The organism is Bifidobacterium angulatum DSM 20098 = JCM 7096, from assembly GCF_001025155.1.
In the GTDB taxonomy this organism is placed as follows: Bacteria; Actinomycetota; Actinomycetes; order Actinomycetales; family Bifidobacteriaceae; genus Bifidobacterium; species Bifidobacterium angulatum.
The window spans coordinates 1,727,704-1,742,685 of record NZ_AP012322.1 but is presented as its reverse complement, the minus strand read 5'-3'; the positions used below and the strand labels follow the sequence as shown (position 1 = coordinate 1,742,685).

The following is a 14,982-nucleotide window of genomic DNA, read 5'->3' as shown; positions in this document are numbered from 1 at the left end:
TTTTGTTCGCAACAGTAGCCATAGGGCGATGCGTACGCCATCTCGCACGCCTGACCCATCACGGCGGCAGCGCCCTGCCAGGCAAAGTCGTCGAACGCATCGACCCCGGATTCCTCGCCCGCACCCTAAGCCAACTGCCCTACGGTGTGGTGCTGGTCTCTGGCACGAACGGCAAAACCACCACCACGCGCATGGTCGCCTCCATGCTCAGCGACCTGGGATTGCGGGTATTCACCAACCCCACCGGCTCGAACTTCACCCGTGGCGTGGTCTCCGCACTGCTCACCGAAGTGAGCCTGACCGGCAAACTGAACGCCGATATCGCCGTGCTGGAACTCGACGAAGCCTATGCCGTGCACTTCGTCAAGCAGGTCAAACCCCGGTACAGTCTGCTGCTCAACGTGATGCGCGACCAACTCGACCGATTCGGCGAAATCGACAACACCGCACGCCTCCTCGGGCACGTGGCCGAAGCGACCACTGGAACCGTGGTGCTCAACCGCGAGGATCCGCGCATCGCCGCGCTCGCCGGCAAGGTGCCGCACGACACGGCCGTCAGGTATTTCGGTTTGGCGAAGGCGCTGAAGCACTATTTCCCGACCGATGACGAGATGAACGCCGAACTCACCGGCGCGGCCAAGATCGCAGGGCATGCAGAGACCGCAGCGACCGCCGCCGGGAACGCCGGCGACGCGGAACAGGCACAGCCCGGGCAGATGCCCGCAAACGAGCATTGCGCCGACGTGACATTGGTGGAAGTGCGCGACCATGCGGCCACCTTCCTGATGGACGGGCACAACCACGATACCGCCGTCAAACTCGAAGGCGTCTACAACCTGTACAATGCCGCCGCCGCGCTCGCCCTGGTGCGCGCCGTCGCCGCCGACGTGCCGCAAACGGCGATGCGCAGCGACGCGGACGCGCTGATCAAGGCCGTATCCGGCGTCACCCCGGCCTTCGGCCGAGGCGAAGTGATTGAGGTCAACGGTTCGCCGGTGGAACTGCTGCTGGTCAAGAACCCCATGGGATTCAGACTGTCGCTCGCCTCGTTCGCGCCGGAACGTTGCGACACCATGATCGCCATCAACGACGAATACGCCGACGGGCGTGACATGAGCTGGCTGTGGGACGTGGACTTCACCTCGCTGCGTACGGCTGGCGTCGCCATGGTGTCGGGCGTACGCGCGTGGGATATGGCATTGCGGCTGGGCTACGAGGAGGTGCCGGTGGCCAAGGTCGATACCGACTTCGAACACGCCGTCACCGAATTCGTAACCGCTAATCCAGGCAAACCGAAACACATGTATTGCACGTACACCGCCATGCTCAAGGCGCGTGCCGTGCTTGGGCATATCACCGAAGTCTCCGATGCGGGGGTGGGCAGATGAGCAAACAGATCGACATCGTATCCCTATACCCCAAGGATATGAACATCTACGGCGATACCGGCAACGTGCTCGCCATCACACGCCGCCTGCGCCTGTACGGGTACGATCCGCAGGTGCACCTGGTCAACCAGGGCGACCCGTGGCCTCAGCACGCCGATATGGTGCTTGGTGGCGGAGGCCAGGACACCGGCCAGAAAAAGATCATCACGGACCTGTTCGCCCGTGCCGATCTGCTGCGCTCACTGGTGGAGCAGGGCGTGCCGATGCTCATGATCTGCGGCCTGTACCAGCTGTTCGGCGAATACTTCGAAACCGTGGACGGCACCAGGCTGGACGGCATCGGCGTGATCGGCGCGTACACCGTGGGCAGCGACGTGCGACGCATCGGCAATCTGGTCGAACAATCCGAGGATTTCGGCAGCATCATCGGCTACGAGAACCATTCCGGCCAGACCTTCCTGCGCGAAGGGGTCAAGCCGCTCGGCACCGTGGGCGAAGGCCTGGGCAACAACGGCGAGGACGGCACCGAAGGCGCACGCGTGCACAACATGATCGGCAGCTACATGCACGGTTCGCTGCTGCCGAAGAACCCGGCGATCAGCGATTTTCTGATCCGCACCGCAGTGGAACGCCGGTACGGCGGCTTCGACCTGTCGGAGCAGACCGACGCCCAGCGTGACGAGCTCGCACGGCTTGACAACTACTGTGCCAAAGCCCGCGAGGTCGCCGCGTTCAGGCCGCGCTGATCGCCTCAATGGTGTCGGCCTGACAATCCCGGCGTTTTGTTCATAAGCCCGCGCCGATTCGGTGCGGTAGGCTAGAACGTAGCGATGCGGCATGCGGCCGCACCCACACTGCAACAAGGAGGGCATCATGGCTGATCTCAATCTGGGCGACGGCCTGCGCAAGATCGTTCTGGCCGGCATTGGCGCCTTGGCCACCACATACGAGAAGAGCAGCGAAATCGTGGACGAACTCGTCAAGAAAGGCGAGATCACCGTCGAACAGGGCAAAGCGCTGAACACCGAGCTCAAACGCAAGGTGAGCGAAGTCGTGGACGACGCGAAGGCCACCGCCGCCGAAGCCGCCGACAGGGCCGCTGCCAAGGCCGATGACGAACAAGGCGAGCAGGCCGAGTGAGCGATTCCACGCCACAGCCCGCCGAATCCGCAACGGATACGGTGGATCTTGAACGAACCGTGCAGCGGGAAGGGGAGACCTTCTCGCTGTTCGGCTTGCGTCGAGACAGCTTCTCCGAGCGCTACCATCTGACCAGGCGCGGCAAGGTGAAGCGGCTGAACCAGATCATCCATATCGCCAGGCAGTTCGACATCTTCCACGGCCTGACACCCGTCAAGATGCGCCTCATGTTCGAAGCGCTCGGACCCACCTTCGTCAAAGTCGGGCAGATCCTGTCGATGCGTTCCGAAATGCTGCCGCAATCCTTCTGCGACGAACTGTCCAAACTGCGCGCCGACGCCGACCCCATGCCCTACCAGGTGGTGATCGACACGCTCGCCGAGGAATACGGCAGACCCATCGAGGAGATCTTCTCCCACATCGACTCCAAGCCGTTGGGCTCGGCCTCCCTGGCTCAGGTGCATCGCGCCACCCTGGTGACCGGCGAGGACGTGGCCGTGAAGGTGCAGCGCCCAGGCGTGAGCGAAACCATGGCGCAGGACGTGTCGATCATGCGCTCGCTGGCCAAGGTGGCCGCGAAACTGTTCCCCGATGCGCAGATCGTCGATTTCAAGGGTGTGGTCGAGGAACTGTGGGACACCTTCGAAGCGGAGACCGATTCGCTGGTCGAGGCGCGTAATCTGGCCGCGTTCAAGCGGTTTTCAAAGCCATACAAGTACATGGATTGCCCGGCGCCCTACCCGGAGTTGTGCACCGAGCATGTGGTGGTGATGGATTACATCGACGGCATTTCCGTCTCGCACCCCAAGCAGCTGCTCGCGGCCGGCTACGATCTGAAGGAGATTGGCACCAAGCTGGTCGACAATTACGCCACGCAGATTCTGGACGAGGGCTTCTTCCATGCCGACCCGCACCCGGGCAACATTATCGTGCGCGGCGGGCAGATTGTGCTTATCGACCTTGGTATGACGGGGCGTTTGGATCAGCGCACCCGCACCGTGCTCAAGGATATGCTCTTCGCGGTCGCCCAGCAGGATTCGCCGGCTTTGGCGGACAGCCTGCTGCGCTTCGCCAACACGAGTCCGGATGCCGAGGATTACCCAGCGTTGCTTGACGATCTTGACATGGTCGTGCAGGAATACGGCAAGGTCGATCTGGCCGAGCTGGATATCGCCGCGTTCCTTGCCTCGCTCACCCAGCTTGCCGCCCGTCATGGCATCGAGATACCGAGCAGCATCACCACGGTGGGGCGTGCACTGATCACGTTGGAGGGGCTGCTGGATGAGTTCATTCCCAACGTCAATATGATTCAGATCATCCCCGATCACATCGCCTCTTCGGAAAGCCGGGAGACCATGGTCAAGAAGGAGGCGAAGTCGCTGGCCATCGAAGGCCGGCAGGCGTTGCACAGCACGCTGTCGGCCCTGACCGAGCTGAAGCATGCCACGCGGATGCTCACTCGTGGCAAGTTGCGCGTCAATATGGAGCTGGTCGGCTCCGAGGAACCGTTCCAGCAGCTGTCGGATATGGTGAACAGGCTGACCATGGCGCTGATTGTGGTGGGGTTGTTCATCGGCTCGTCCATTGTGTACTACGCGGGTATCAAGCCGGTGGTGTTCGGCATTCCGATCGTCGGGTTCATGGGCTATATCGTGGCGTTCGTTCTGGGCTGTTGGATTGTGCTCGACATTCTGATCAAGGGGCGCAAACGCAAACGCTGAGCGGCTGGCAGCTCTCCAAAGATCCGGTCGGCACCATGGCGCAGCTGGAGGAGATCAAAGCTGATGGTGCCGGCAATGTGAGCGGCGAACTCAGACAGTGCACGGCGAAGGTGAACGATCTGCCCTTCACCGGCGGCGAGACGATGCGCGGCGTGCTGATCGCCGGCGTGCTGATTGCCGGCGTGCTGATCGCCGGTCTGGCCGTGGTCTCGTACGCGGCATACCGCAAATACGGCGATTCCTCGCGCAGGCGCGGCACTCGACTGGTGTGAGCGTGGCCGGCATGCGTTGCATCTGCTGAGACGCGGCGGCAATGAACAGGCATAACAAAACTCCCCTGCACAGGTGCGGGGGAGTGGAAGTGTAAATGCGCCGAACCATGAAAGCGCCTGTCGGCGCAAAGGCCGCTCGCAGCGGCAAAAAATGGAGCCCGGGGCTTAAGCACGGCCCGGCGCAGACAACAGTATACGCACTATTCGAGTTTGCCACACCGCCACAGCGCGGCGCCGTGATGGAAATCCTTTGCAGTCACGCTCAGATTGCCGGCCGTGTGCAGCAGTCGTGCCGCCTTCGTGCGTATCTGCTTTTCCGATTCGGGGTGCATCTGCACTGCTTTGGTTATCATGATTTTCGCTTCGATACGCAAGCCAAGCGTCACCACGTCTACGAAGGCGGCCGCACGGTCGAGCGCCACGGCGAAATCGCCGGTGAACGCACCGGAGAGAATCGAATCCGCGGTTCGTGCGATATCCTCTTCGGTTGGCGCCTGATCCACGCCGGCAATGGCGGAGGCGCTGGTCGCCACGGGTTCGCCGACGCGCCACAGGCGCGCGATGCTGTCGCGGTGTGTACGCATCCAGGTGCGTAGCAGATACAGGCGCCACAGGATGCCAGGCAGCGAATCGGGCTCCGATTTGCTCCACAGTTCGGCGATTTCGTCCACGCCGACCGTCTCTACCAGTGTCAGCACGCGGTGGACCACCTCGGGGTCCTCGCTGTGCTGCACGCGGTCGAGCAGCGCCGCGGCGGACAGGTGGCTGATTTCGCTGATGTCTTGCGGATCCATGCCTCCGGCGATATTCTCGGCAACGGCCGGGCTTAACTGGCCGGGGCGTGAGGGGCGTGACGCCCCAAGACGTGCGGGGGCGAAGCCGGTGCCCGAAGTGCGTAGCGACGCGAATCCCGGGCCGTTAACGGTGTAGCGGGCGGCGCGTGACGCGGCTGCGGCGGCGGAGGAGTTCGAGGAACTGGGGTCCTGTGGTCTAGTAGACAAGCGGTACCACCTTTTGCAGGTCGATGATGGTCAATGTGCCATCGCTTTTCGGGATGGCGAATACGGCGATGGCCGTTCCGGTGGCCATGTAGGGTGTTTTGGCGATAAGTTGTTTGGCCAGTGATTTCGTGGCGCAGATGCCGCGCATATGCTCGAACATGCCGCCGATGACCGGCCTGTGCATGCAGATCGCGGTCGGTGTGCCGGAACGTACCGCGTTCAGCATTTCCGTATAAAAGCATTCCCATGATGTATGCGGGTTCTGCGCGAACGCGTCCTCGGTGAGCTGCGGCAGGTGAACAATGCTCTGATGGGTCTGCCACGAGAACATGTCCAATGTTTCCAGGCAGCGAATCCAAGGTGATGAGACGAGTCTCGTCGGGTTGAAGCAGGCGAGTTCGTAGCTGAGCGCGAACGCGTATGCGGCGCCGCGTGGGGTGATCGGGCGATGGGCCTCCTCGCCCTTCCATGCTTTGCGCGCCTCGGCCTTGCCGTGACGGACCACAAGGAACGCGACGGCCTGTTCGGCTCCTTCGCTGATGCGATCCATAAAGACGGCGAGCAGGTCCTTATCGGTGGAATGGGTGAGTTTCTTGCGTGCCTCGGCAGGGGTGAGCCAGAGCACCGAGTTGATTTCGCCCACGTCCGCACGGTGCACGGGGCCGAACGCCGCCGACCGTTTGCGATCGTCCTCGGTGCTGATCGGCGTGGCCATCCAGAACTTCACATGTTTGAGTACGGAAGCGGTGCTTTTCGCCTTGCGGTTCTTCTTCCCCTCGTCGCTTAACGGGTATTCTACGTCGTCCAGGTAGGGGCCGAGCACAACCGGCAGGCCCGTCTCTTCGCTGATTTCGCGTACTGCGGCATGCCGATGCGATTCGTTGGCGTCGAGTTTGCCTTTCGGCCAGCTCCAATCGTCGTATTTGGGGCGGTGCACCAGGCATACTTCGAGTTCGCCTGGGTTGCCGTCTTGGCTTGCGCGTCTGCGGTATACGATGCCGCCGGCGGCCTCAACAATTCGTCTCACAATATGCCTTCTGTCATGGGTTGGGAAAACTGTGCGCGGGTGTGATGCGGCACAACGCAGCGCCAATGGCAAGGGAAGAGCCCGGGGATACCGGGCTCTTCCCTTGCCATTATGCAGTCAGTGTGCGATGCCGGTCAGCTATGCGTCACCGGACGGCGCAGATGCTGCTTGATGAGGTATTCCTGGCTGTCGATCAGCGGCCTGCCTTCCTCATCCTTGGAATGATGCACGTATGTGCCATCGGCCTGCATGTGCCAGCTGATCGTCGAATCGGCCATCTGCATGTCGATGTACTTGACGAGTTCGTTGATCTGTTCCGGCGCGGTGATGCGGACCAGCGCCTCGACACGACGGTCGAGGTTGCGGTGCATCAGATCGGCGGAACCGATCCACACTTCGGGGCCGGACAGCGGACCTTCGCCGATCTGCGGGCCGTCGGCGTTGCAGAACGCGTAGATGCGGCTGTGCTCCAGGAAACGGCCGAGAATCGAACGGACGCGGATGTTGTCGCTCAACCCGGGAACCTCGGGCTTGAGCGAGCAGATGCCACGTTCGACGATATCGATCTTCACGCCGGCCTGGCTTGCGCGGTACAGAGCGTCGATGGTCTTCTCGTCCACCACCGAATTGACCTTGATCTTGATCCACGCCTCCTTGCCGGCGCGTGCGGCCTCCTCCTCGCGGCGAATGCGCTGGATCAGGCCGGTGCGGATGGTGCGCGGTGCGACCAGCAGACGATGGAAGCTTGACTTGGGCGCATAGCCACTCAGCTGGTTGAACAGACGGGTCATATCCTGGCCGACGACCGGATCGCAGGTCAGCAGGCCAAGATCGGTGTACAGTCGTGCGGTCTTCGGATTGTAGTTGCCGGTTCCCACATGGCAGTAGCGGCGCAGGCCATCCTGCTCCTGGCGCACCACTTCGATGAGTTTGCAGTGCGTCTTCAGGCCGACGATGCCGTACACCACGTGCACGCCGGCACGTTCAAGCTTGCGGGCCCAGTTGATGTTGGCATCCTCGTCGAATCGGGCCTTGATCTCGACCAGAGCCAGCACCTGCTTGCCGGCATGGGCTGCGTCGATCAGCGCGTCGATGATCGGCGAGTTGGAGCTGGTACGGTACAGCGTCTGCTTGATGGCCAGCACCCTCGGGTCGGCGGCGGCCTGTGAGAGGAACGCCTGCACCGAGGTGGAGAAGGAATCGTACGGGTGGTGCAGCAGAATGTCACGTTCGCGGATGGCGGCGAAAATGTCCTGTGCACGGCTGGATTCGACTTCGGCGATTTGACGGTTCGTGGTTGGGATGAACGGGCGGTTCTTCAGATCCGGACGGTCGATGCCGCCAAGCTCGAACAGCACGGTCATATCCAGCGGGGTCGGCAGACGGTAGACTTCATCGACGCTGACGCGCAGCTGGTCCGCGAGCAGCTGGGACAGGAACGGGCTGGTCTCGTCGGAGATTTCCAAGCGGATCGGCGGCCCGAAACGACGGCGCAGCAGCTCCTTTTCCATGGCGTTGAGCAGGTTTTCGGCGTCGTCTTCCTCAACGTCGATGTCTTCGTTACGGGTGACGCGGAAGGAACGTGCCTCCTTGATGATCATGCCCGGGAACAGCGATTCAAGGTGCGCGATGATGAGGTTCTCCATGGTGATGAAGCCATAACGCTCCTCCTTGGATTCCTCATCGGTCATGTCGTCCACCGGAACCAGGCGGTCGAGGTTGTCCGGGATCTTCACGCGGGCGAAGTGGGACTTGCCGCTGGTCGGGTTCTCCACCAATACGGCGAGGTTCAACGAACCACCGGAAATGTAGGGGAACGGGTGGGCCGGATCCACCGCGAGCGGGGTGAGCACGGGGAACACCTGCTGGCGGTAGTAGCGGGAGAGACGCTCCTGCTCCTCGGTGGTGAGTTTATCCCAGCTCAGCAGCACCACATGTTCCTTGGCCAGCGCAGGCAGGATGTGACTGATCACGTAGTGGGCGTGCTCGTCCTGCAGGGCGTGCGCCTGGTCGCTGATGGCGCGCAACTGCTGGCGTGGGCTCAATCCGGAAGCGGAAGGAACCGCGATGCCGGAGTCGATACGGCGTTTGAGACCGGCCACTCGAACCATGAAGAACTCATCGAGGTTATTGGCGAAGATCGCTGCGAAGTTGGTGCGCTCCAGCAGCGGCTGATCCTCGTCCTCGGCAAGCTCCAGGACTCGCTTGTTGAACTTCAGCCAGCTCAATTCACGGTCGAAGAAACGATCGGGAGGCAACGGTGCCTCGCCTTCCAGCGTCTCTCGTCTGTCGTTCTTGTTCGTCTCAGCGATGTGCTCTGCAATCTGACTACGCAGAATCGCCTTTGAGGGTGCGTCAAAAATCTGTGCCATAGGTCTTATCGTAGGCTTTCCAAGGTCTATACGTCCAGTTTGGTTCCACAAAATTCAAAAGGGGTTTACATTTTCGATAACCAACGGTATGTCGCTTGGTGTCTAACTGCTGAAGGCATCTCTGTCTGTGCTTTCGTGCATCTTCTGTCCATTGGGGTTTATAAGGCGTTTCCCGTGTGGCCGGTGGGCTCGCCGAGCAGTTGCGTGTGCATGGTTGTAACGCACGCCGTTCAGCTGTGTGCACGCCGTTCAGGCGGCGAATGAGGCGATGGCTGGGATAATGCCGATGAGGATGAAGGCCGGGAGGAAACAGAGTCCGGTGGGGCTGAGCAGTTGGATGGAAAGTCGTGCGGCGGATTGTTCGATGGCGCTGCGCTCGGCGCGTTCATGTTCCGCAACGGCAAGACGAAGCTGTGCCATGGGCGACGCGCCATGATGCCATGCCGCCTCCAGACAGTTGGCGATCAGCATTGCCTGACGGCTGATATCGCTATGGAAATCGTTGCCGTTGCCGGTTCCGTTGTCAGCGCCAGTGCCATTGCTGGTGCTGCTGCCGGTGCCGGCGCTGCCGTCGTCATCGTTTTTGCCGGCGCCTTTGCGTGCATGTCTATTAGCGTTTTTGCCGGCGCATATGCCGTCGATGCTTCTTACGGGGATTCCTTCCGGTGTGGCGGAACAGACGGGCCTTCCCCGTACATGGTGTGGGCTGTGGGGCTGCCTCCGGTATGCGCTCGCACATGCCCCGGTCCACGCTTCGCGCCATGTTGTCTGGTTCAGCAATGCCTCTCCCGCGTTGCGTAATACCGTGGCAATTCCTCCCGTTCGGTTCCCTTCAAGGGCTTGCCCTACGGCGGCCAATGCCATTGGTATGGGCGATCCCTGCGAGATGGCGGCTCCGATCATCTCCAATGCCAACGGCACTGGCGGCCCGTCGTGCCAACCTGCATTGAATCGCGTAAACAAGCGGCGTATCCACAGCAGTCCGAGAACGTACCAAACCGATCCTGCAACAAGGCAGGCCAATCCGGTGGGCGAGCTGAACAGGAATGTTATCGGGTGCGCTCCCATGAATTCGCCGAGCGCCACTGTGGCGAGGGGGAGCGCGCTCATCAGGCGGATGGTCGCCTGAGGTGCGGCGAATGCCTCCTTGCGTAGATCGCGCGCCTTGCACTCACGCCGGTATGAGTCGGATACCGATTGCAGGCAGCGGTGCACTTCGCAGCCGAGTCGCTCGCTTAATGCGCATGCCGAGGCAAGATGCCCGGCAATACGGGTGATGTCATGCTCGGTGTCGTCATCGGAGGCGTGGCGGCGCAGTATCATCGCGATGCGTTCGGTGGTGATGCGCGAGGTGGCGAATCGTGCGCCGAACTGTTCCTGGAAGGCTTCGAGAGCGCTGCCTCCGCTGGCTGTCCGTGCGATGATCGCGGCGATGACGGAACCGATGCCCGAAGCGTTCGTGGGCGGTGTTGCGCGTGCCATGGTGAGACCTGCCATGCGGTGTTGTTCGCAGCGTAATCGGATCCAAGGGATTGTGAAGGCTGTGGCAACCATCGTCACGGTGATGATGATGGGCAGGGTGTGCATGGTACGCATGGTGTTTCTCCAATGCCATGGTCGGAATATTGCGGTCGGCTTGGCCATGTGGCAGGTCTGGCCGTGCAACCAATCTGGTCGTGCTGTCGGTCTGGCCGTGCAACCAATCTGGTCGTGCTGTCGGTCTGACTGCGTGGTTGATTTGGACGTGCTGTCGATCTGGTCATGCGATTGGTCTGACTGCCAATCGGTGGTGAAGCGGCCTCAAACCAGTTTCGAATTGTTTTTCAGGGGCTTGGCGCTGGCTCGGAATCGATTTCCCTAAAGTCTCCACGTCAATGGCAAGTCCCAGCCGGTTGGTTTTCAAGCTGATAAACCAGCCTCGACGGTTTCCGGACGGGCTTCGCGTTGTTCTTCTGCTGTCTTGCGGGCGGCTTTTTCTCGGCATAGGGCCTTTCATACGATTGCCATCTGCCGGCGAAGCGGTTCCATTCCGCTGAATACGAGGGTGGTCCAGTGCCGCTCCAGGTCGATAGGGGGATGCCGGCGAGCTGTGTTCCGGCACTGCCTAATACGCCGAGTTGTGCGATGCGTCGGTGGCCTGCAGTGCGTTCAAGATGAATCACTATGTCGAACGCCCCTTCGATGAGCAAACAGAGCGCTTCGGGGCGCAATCCCGCGAGCATGCCCAAAGAGGTGAGTCGTGAGGGGACGCGTGCCACGCCGTCCGCATGTAACGTGGTCATGCCTCCGCGGTGGCCGGAATTGTATGCGCGAAGCAGGTCGGCGATTTCCTCGCCACGGCATTCGCCCAGCACGACTCGATCCGGGCGCATGCGCAGCGTGGCCTTAACCAGTTCCGGCAAGCCCACGGCGCCGGAACCTTCCACATTGGCCTCGCGAGTGGCCAATGCCACATGATTGTGCGAGGTAATGTCGTTCAGCTCGCGTGTCTCCTCCACGGTGACGATGCGTTCGTTGGGTTCGGTTTCATTCAGCAGTGCCTTCATCAGCGTGGTTTTGCCGGTACCGGTGCCGCCGGTGATGAGTATGGTTGCCTTCTGCCGCACCAGATTGCGCAGTACCGGCAGCCATGGGGTGGGAAACATGCCTTGGCGAAGCAGCGCGTCGAGCGTGGGGTTGGATTGTGCGGGGAACCGGATGGATATTGAGGCGCCTTGCGGTACCAGCGGTGCGATGGCCGCGTGCACGCGCACTCCGTAATCGTCGGAGGCGTCGGCGATCGGGCGGGCGTCGTCGAGCCTGCGGCCGAGCTGCGAGCATAGCTGAACGGCGTATTCGCGTACCGTTGCGGGGGAGCGCAGTGGGATGCGCGGATGATATTCGCTCATTCCGTTACCGCGATCCACCCAGACTCTTCCTTCGCAAGTGATCGCCACATCGGTGATGCCGGGGTCGGCGCCAAGCTCCTCCAGCGGTCCGAGCCGTAATACCGTCATGATCGTCTCCTGTGTCGACTGACTGTGTACATGCTTTGACTGTGCATGCTTTCCTGCATTCGCGCTGCCTGCGCCGGGGGATTCTCCATCGCTTCGTGATCGGCATTGCTTCGTGGCTGGTCTCGCCCAGGCCTGGTCAGGTCTGAATGTTTGCGGATTGCACAATCCGCTCGCTTAGGGCCTCGATGGTGGGGCGGTTGCATCGAGGGGTCGATTCAATGCCAAGACCTTCCAGGATGTCTGCGCATAATCGGGGAACATGCTGTATAGGGCCGAGCGCGTCACCGCCAAGGTAGGCTATGGCCTCCGTGGTGGCGATGGCTGATGATGCCGATCGTTTTGGCGCCCCACGTGGTTCGGTAAACACCACAATCGGTGCGGGGTGGTCGATGTCATCTCCCTGAAGCTCCTGGCGCAGTCGCTGGAGCCGTGCAAGGTGTGCCTTGGCACGGGCCAGGCCAAGCACCGACAACTCCACGGCGACAACATGCTGTGCCATGAGCAGTTCCGGCACGTATTCCCAAACCGTTCCGTCGCCAACATCGGCCAGTACCATACGGTTGGCTTCGCATAAGGCCTGTATGGCCGCCTGCATCTGCCACCATTCAGGCAGTTGCCCGCGCCATGATGCGCAGGCGAGCACGTTGATGCCTTCCCAATGAGGCAGTTCAAGATTGAAGGCCTTGCCGTCGATCCGGCCCAGCGGGGCGTCGATGTCCTGCAGGCTGAGTCCCGGCTCGTGCTCTATGCCAAGCAGAATCCCCAGACCTCCATGCGGGATGTCGGCGTCCAGCAGTGCGCAGTCGATGTCTTGCATGCTGAGCGTGAGCGCAACGAGTGCAGTGATGGTGCTGAGCCCGATGCCGCCACTTGGAGAGGTAAACGATATGAGATTCGAGTACCGTGGCGTGGCGATGATGCTCCCATAGCCGGTATGTGGCATGGGCGTATGCACGTTGGCGATCGACGATTGCCTGCCCGCCGACGTATGCGCCTGCAAGGCGGAGCTTGCCGGTGCCGGCCGCCTGTATGTGTTGTTCGAGAATGATGTCATAGTCATGCCTCGATTGAATCCTGTGATTTCGGTAGGGCACAACGGCGTTCGGGTATTGTGGTCGACACTCCCATTGGTTATCCACACCCCGGCGTGTTATCCACCGGCCTGATCCACGGATGTCATGTGATATTACGTGTGGATCTGTCTTTTTCTGTGTGTTTGCGCGATCTATGTGAGCGAAAAAGACGATGAGTGCAGACAAGGGCAGCGGAGCGGAGGGGCCAACGGAAACGCGGGGGGGGGGGGGGTGAATGCCTGTTTCAATCGCTGGGCGTATGGAAACAGGATGTGCGCAAACGATATTGGACAAGGGTGGACCAGACGCATGAAAAAAGGGAACCCGCCGAAGCGGGTTCCCTTCCAAGTCCAACCTGAGCAGAATCTCTGCACAACATCATCGTTGCAACGGTAAGTCTATCCAATGCCCGTCCAACGTACCAGTCCTTATGACCATTACTTCTTTGTGGGCTCTGCTCTGTTCTGTTGTCCTTGTACCTCACAATTTAGGCGCGTTCGAGAGCCTGCGCAACCTGGTCGGAAACCATGTTCGCTTTCGTGCTCAAATGGTGCAAATCGACAGGAAAACACAGTGATTTGAAATGGAATGTGCACTTCGCTCCATCCATATGTTTCCTTGTGTGCATTTGCGTGATATCGACGGCGTGTCGGTTCAAGGGAAACGAACGGAACACAACATTCGCCCTAGCCTGATTGCGGTGGATAACACGCCGGGGTGTGGATAACCAGGGGGAGTGTCGACCACAATCCCCCAACGCGTTGCCGGCGCCCGAACTCATTGGGCACAGTGATGGGGCCGGTCGAAACAGATCGGCAACGGACTACAGTCAAGGAGGGCAACATGCGCCAGACATCTGCATCCAATACCGGGAAAAGCCCGGGATTCGCAAACCGGGCGGAACGACACATATCGACGGTGCGAGAGGGAATCTACGGAAAGCTGTGCCTGATGGACGCCAAAGCACGGCTCGGGCGCATCGAACCGGAAGAAGGTGCGGCAACCGCCGAATATGCGGTCGTACTCGTTGCGGCCACGGGTTTTGCGGCACTGCTGGTCACAATCATGAAATCGGAAACAGTGCGGAAAATGCTGCTGGACATTGTCAAACAGGCACTCAGCATGGGAGGGTGAGCCGACCATGACGCGTACGGCTCATCGTGCTCGCCGCCCGCCCGACGAATTGATTGGCCGCGCGCCGCGGGCGGTGCCATTGCCGCATGCTCCGCTCGAACGAGGCTCGGTTACCGCGGAGTTCGCCACAGTGCTGCCTGCCGTAATGGTGGTGGCATTGCTGTTGCTTTCGTTGACTCGCCTGGTGGGGGTGTCCATTGGCTGCCAGGATGCGGCATCGGCCGCGGCACGTGCCGCCGTCGCCGCTGGCGGCGGTGCGGATTCGTCTGCGGCGGCGCGCAATGCGGTCGGTGATGGCATCGCCTTGAACGTCAGTACTGCAGGGCAGCGGGTGAACGTTGTCGCTCGCTGCCCGGTACTGCCCGACCCAAGAGGCGTGCTGCCTACCGTGGTCGAAGGCCGGGCAGTGGGAATACTGACATGATTGCACGTAGTCAATTGCAGCGATTGCTTCTGCCGATCCGGCGGCTCTGCATCCGTCTGCACCGGTCGGATAAAGGGTCTGGAACCGTGGTGGGCGTCGCGCTGGTCATGGTGGCTGCAACACTCGTCAGCGTGATGAGCGGAGCGGGGCATGTTGCGGTGCGCCATGCCCAGGCCAGATCTGCGGCTGACCTGGCCGCATTCTCAGCGGCCCTTGCCTGGCGAAACGGTCGGCGTGATCCGTGTTCGCTGGCGGGAGCCGTGGCTGAGGGGAATAACGCCAGCATGGTGTCATGCCATATGGAAGGAGAGCATATGGGCGATGTGGAGGTGAGCGTAACCATGCATGTGGGCGTACCCCTGGTTTCCAAGGTCGTCGCTTCGGCGCGTGCCGGTCCCTCGGCATGCGATTGACTGTCGCATCATGCGATGCGT

Annotated in this window: 14 protein-coding genes; 8 read left to right on the top strand and 6 right to left on the bottom strand. The window is 61.2% G+C overall.

Annotated elements, in window-relative coordinates; all coding sequences use genetic code 11:
• Positions 1-2 precede the first annotated feature (2 nt).
• The 5 genes from BBAG_RS07055 (at position 3) to BBAG_RS07035 (ending at position 4,521) form a co-directional block, all read left to right on the top strand.
• Positions 3-1,388 (top strand): Mur ligase family protein, encoded by a 1,386-nt coding sequence (locus BBAG_RS07055; RefSeq protein ID WP_003824959.1) that lies wholly within the window; start codon positions 3-5, stop codon positions 1,386-1,388.
• Positions 1,385-2,134, top strand: a complete 750-nt coding sequence (locus BBAG_RS07050; RefSeq protein ID WP_003824955.1) for a type 1 glutamine amidotransferase — start codon at positions 1,385-1,387, stop codon at positions 2,132-2,134. Before BBAG_RS07055 ends, BBAG_RS07050 begins: the two co-directional genes overlap by 4 nt.
• A gap of 127 nt (positions 2,135-2,261) precedes the next feature.
• Positions 2,262-2,528 (top strand): phasin family protein, encoded by a 267-nt coding sequence (locus BBAG_RS07045; protein ID WP_033509183.1) that lies wholly within the window; start codon positions 2,262-2,264, stop codon positions 2,526-2,528.
• Complete coding sequence (locus tag BBAG_RS07040) at positions 2,525-4,249, top strand: ABC1 kinase family protein (RefSeq protein WP_052941864.1); 1,725 nt, start codon at positions 2,525-2,527, stop codon at positions 4,247-4,249. Before BBAG_RS07045 ends, BBAG_RS07040 begins: the two co-directional genes overlap by 4 nt.
• A 35-nt stretch (positions 4,250-4,284) precedes the next feature.
• Entirely contained in the window at positions 4,285-4,521 is a 237-nt protein-coding gene (locus BBAG_RS07035; protein WP_003824949.1) for a hypothetical protein, read from the top strand.
• Between the two features lie 200 nt (positions 4,522-4,721).
• On the opposite strand, the gene BBAG_RS07030 is transcribed toward BBAG_RS07035, so the two are convergent.
• From BBAG_RS07030 to BBAG_RS07005, 6 genes are all read right to left on the bottom strand, one after another.
• Entirely contained in the window at positions 4,722-5,522 is an 801-nt protein-coding gene (locus tag BBAG_RS07030) for a hypothetical protein (protein WP_033509181.1), read from the bottom strand.
• The gene (locus BBAG_RS07025) at positions 5,512-6,549 is read right to left on the bottom strand and encodes an NUDIX hydrolase (RefSeq protein WP_003824943.1); all 1,038 of its coding nucleotides are present in this window, start codon (positions 6,547-6,549) and stop codon (positions 5,512-5,514) included. Before BBAG_RS07025 ends, BBAG_RS07030 begins: the two co-directional genes overlap by 11 nt.
• A gap of 134 nt (positions 6,550-6,683) precedes the next feature.
• The gene (locus BBAG_RS07020; RefSeq protein WP_003824940.1) at positions 6,684-8,921 is read right to left on the bottom strand and encodes an RNA degradosome polyphosphate kinase; all 2,238 of its coding nucleotides are present in this window, start codon (positions 8,919-8,921) and stop codon (positions 6,684-6,686) included.
• A 249-nt stretch (positions 8,922-9,170) separates the two neighbouring features.
• On the bottom strand, positions 9,171-10,418 hold the full coding sequence (locus BBAG_RS08155) for a type II secretion system F family protein (RefSeq protein ID WP_162176184.1): 1,248 nt from the start codon (positions 10,416-10,418) through the stop codon (positions 9,171-9,173).
• 374 nt (positions 10,419-10,792) lie between these two features.
• Positions 10,793-11,917, bottom strand: coding sequence for a CpaF family protein (locus BBAG_RS07010; RefSeq protein WP_003824936.1), 1,125 nt, complete (start codon positions 11,915-11,917; stop codon positions 10,793-10,795).
• A gap of 136 nt (positions 11,918-12,053) precedes the next feature.
• On the bottom strand, positions 12,054-12,977 hold the full coding sequence (locus BBAG_RS07005) for a hypothetical protein (protein ID WP_152595367.1): 924 nt from the start codon (positions 12,975-12,977) through the stop codon (positions 12,054-12,056).
• Positions 12,978-13,833: 856 nt separating this feature from the next.
• On the opposite strand from BBAG_RS07005, the gene BBAG_RS07000 reads away from it, so the two are divergent.
• From BBAG_RS07000 to BBAG_RS08385, 3 genes are read left to right on the top strand one after another with little or no spacing between them, the layout of a single operon-like run.
• A complete protein-coding gene (locus BBAG_RS07000) occupies positions 13,834-14,124 on the top strand; it encodes a DUF4244 domain-containing protein (protein ID WP_033509179.1) in 291 nt (96 codons plus the stop codon).
• A 7-nt stretch (positions 14,125-14,131) separates the two neighbouring features.
• Positions 14,132-14,548 carry a TadE family type IV pilus minor pilin gene (locus BBAG_RS06995; protein WP_081443741.1) on the top strand — a complete coding sequence of 139 codons (417 nt, stop codon included), beginning with the start codon at positions 14,132-14,134 and terminating at the stop codon, positions 14,546-14,548.
• Complete coding sequence (locus BBAG_RS08385; protein WP_003824929.1) at positions 14,545-14,961, top strand: Rv3654c family TadE-like protein; 417 nt, start codon at positions 14,545-14,547, stop codon at positions 14,959-14,961. The genes BBAG_RS06995 and BBAG_RS08385 overlap by 4 nt, the downstream gene beginning before the upstream one ends.
• Positions 14,962-14,982 lie beyond the last annotated feature (21 nt).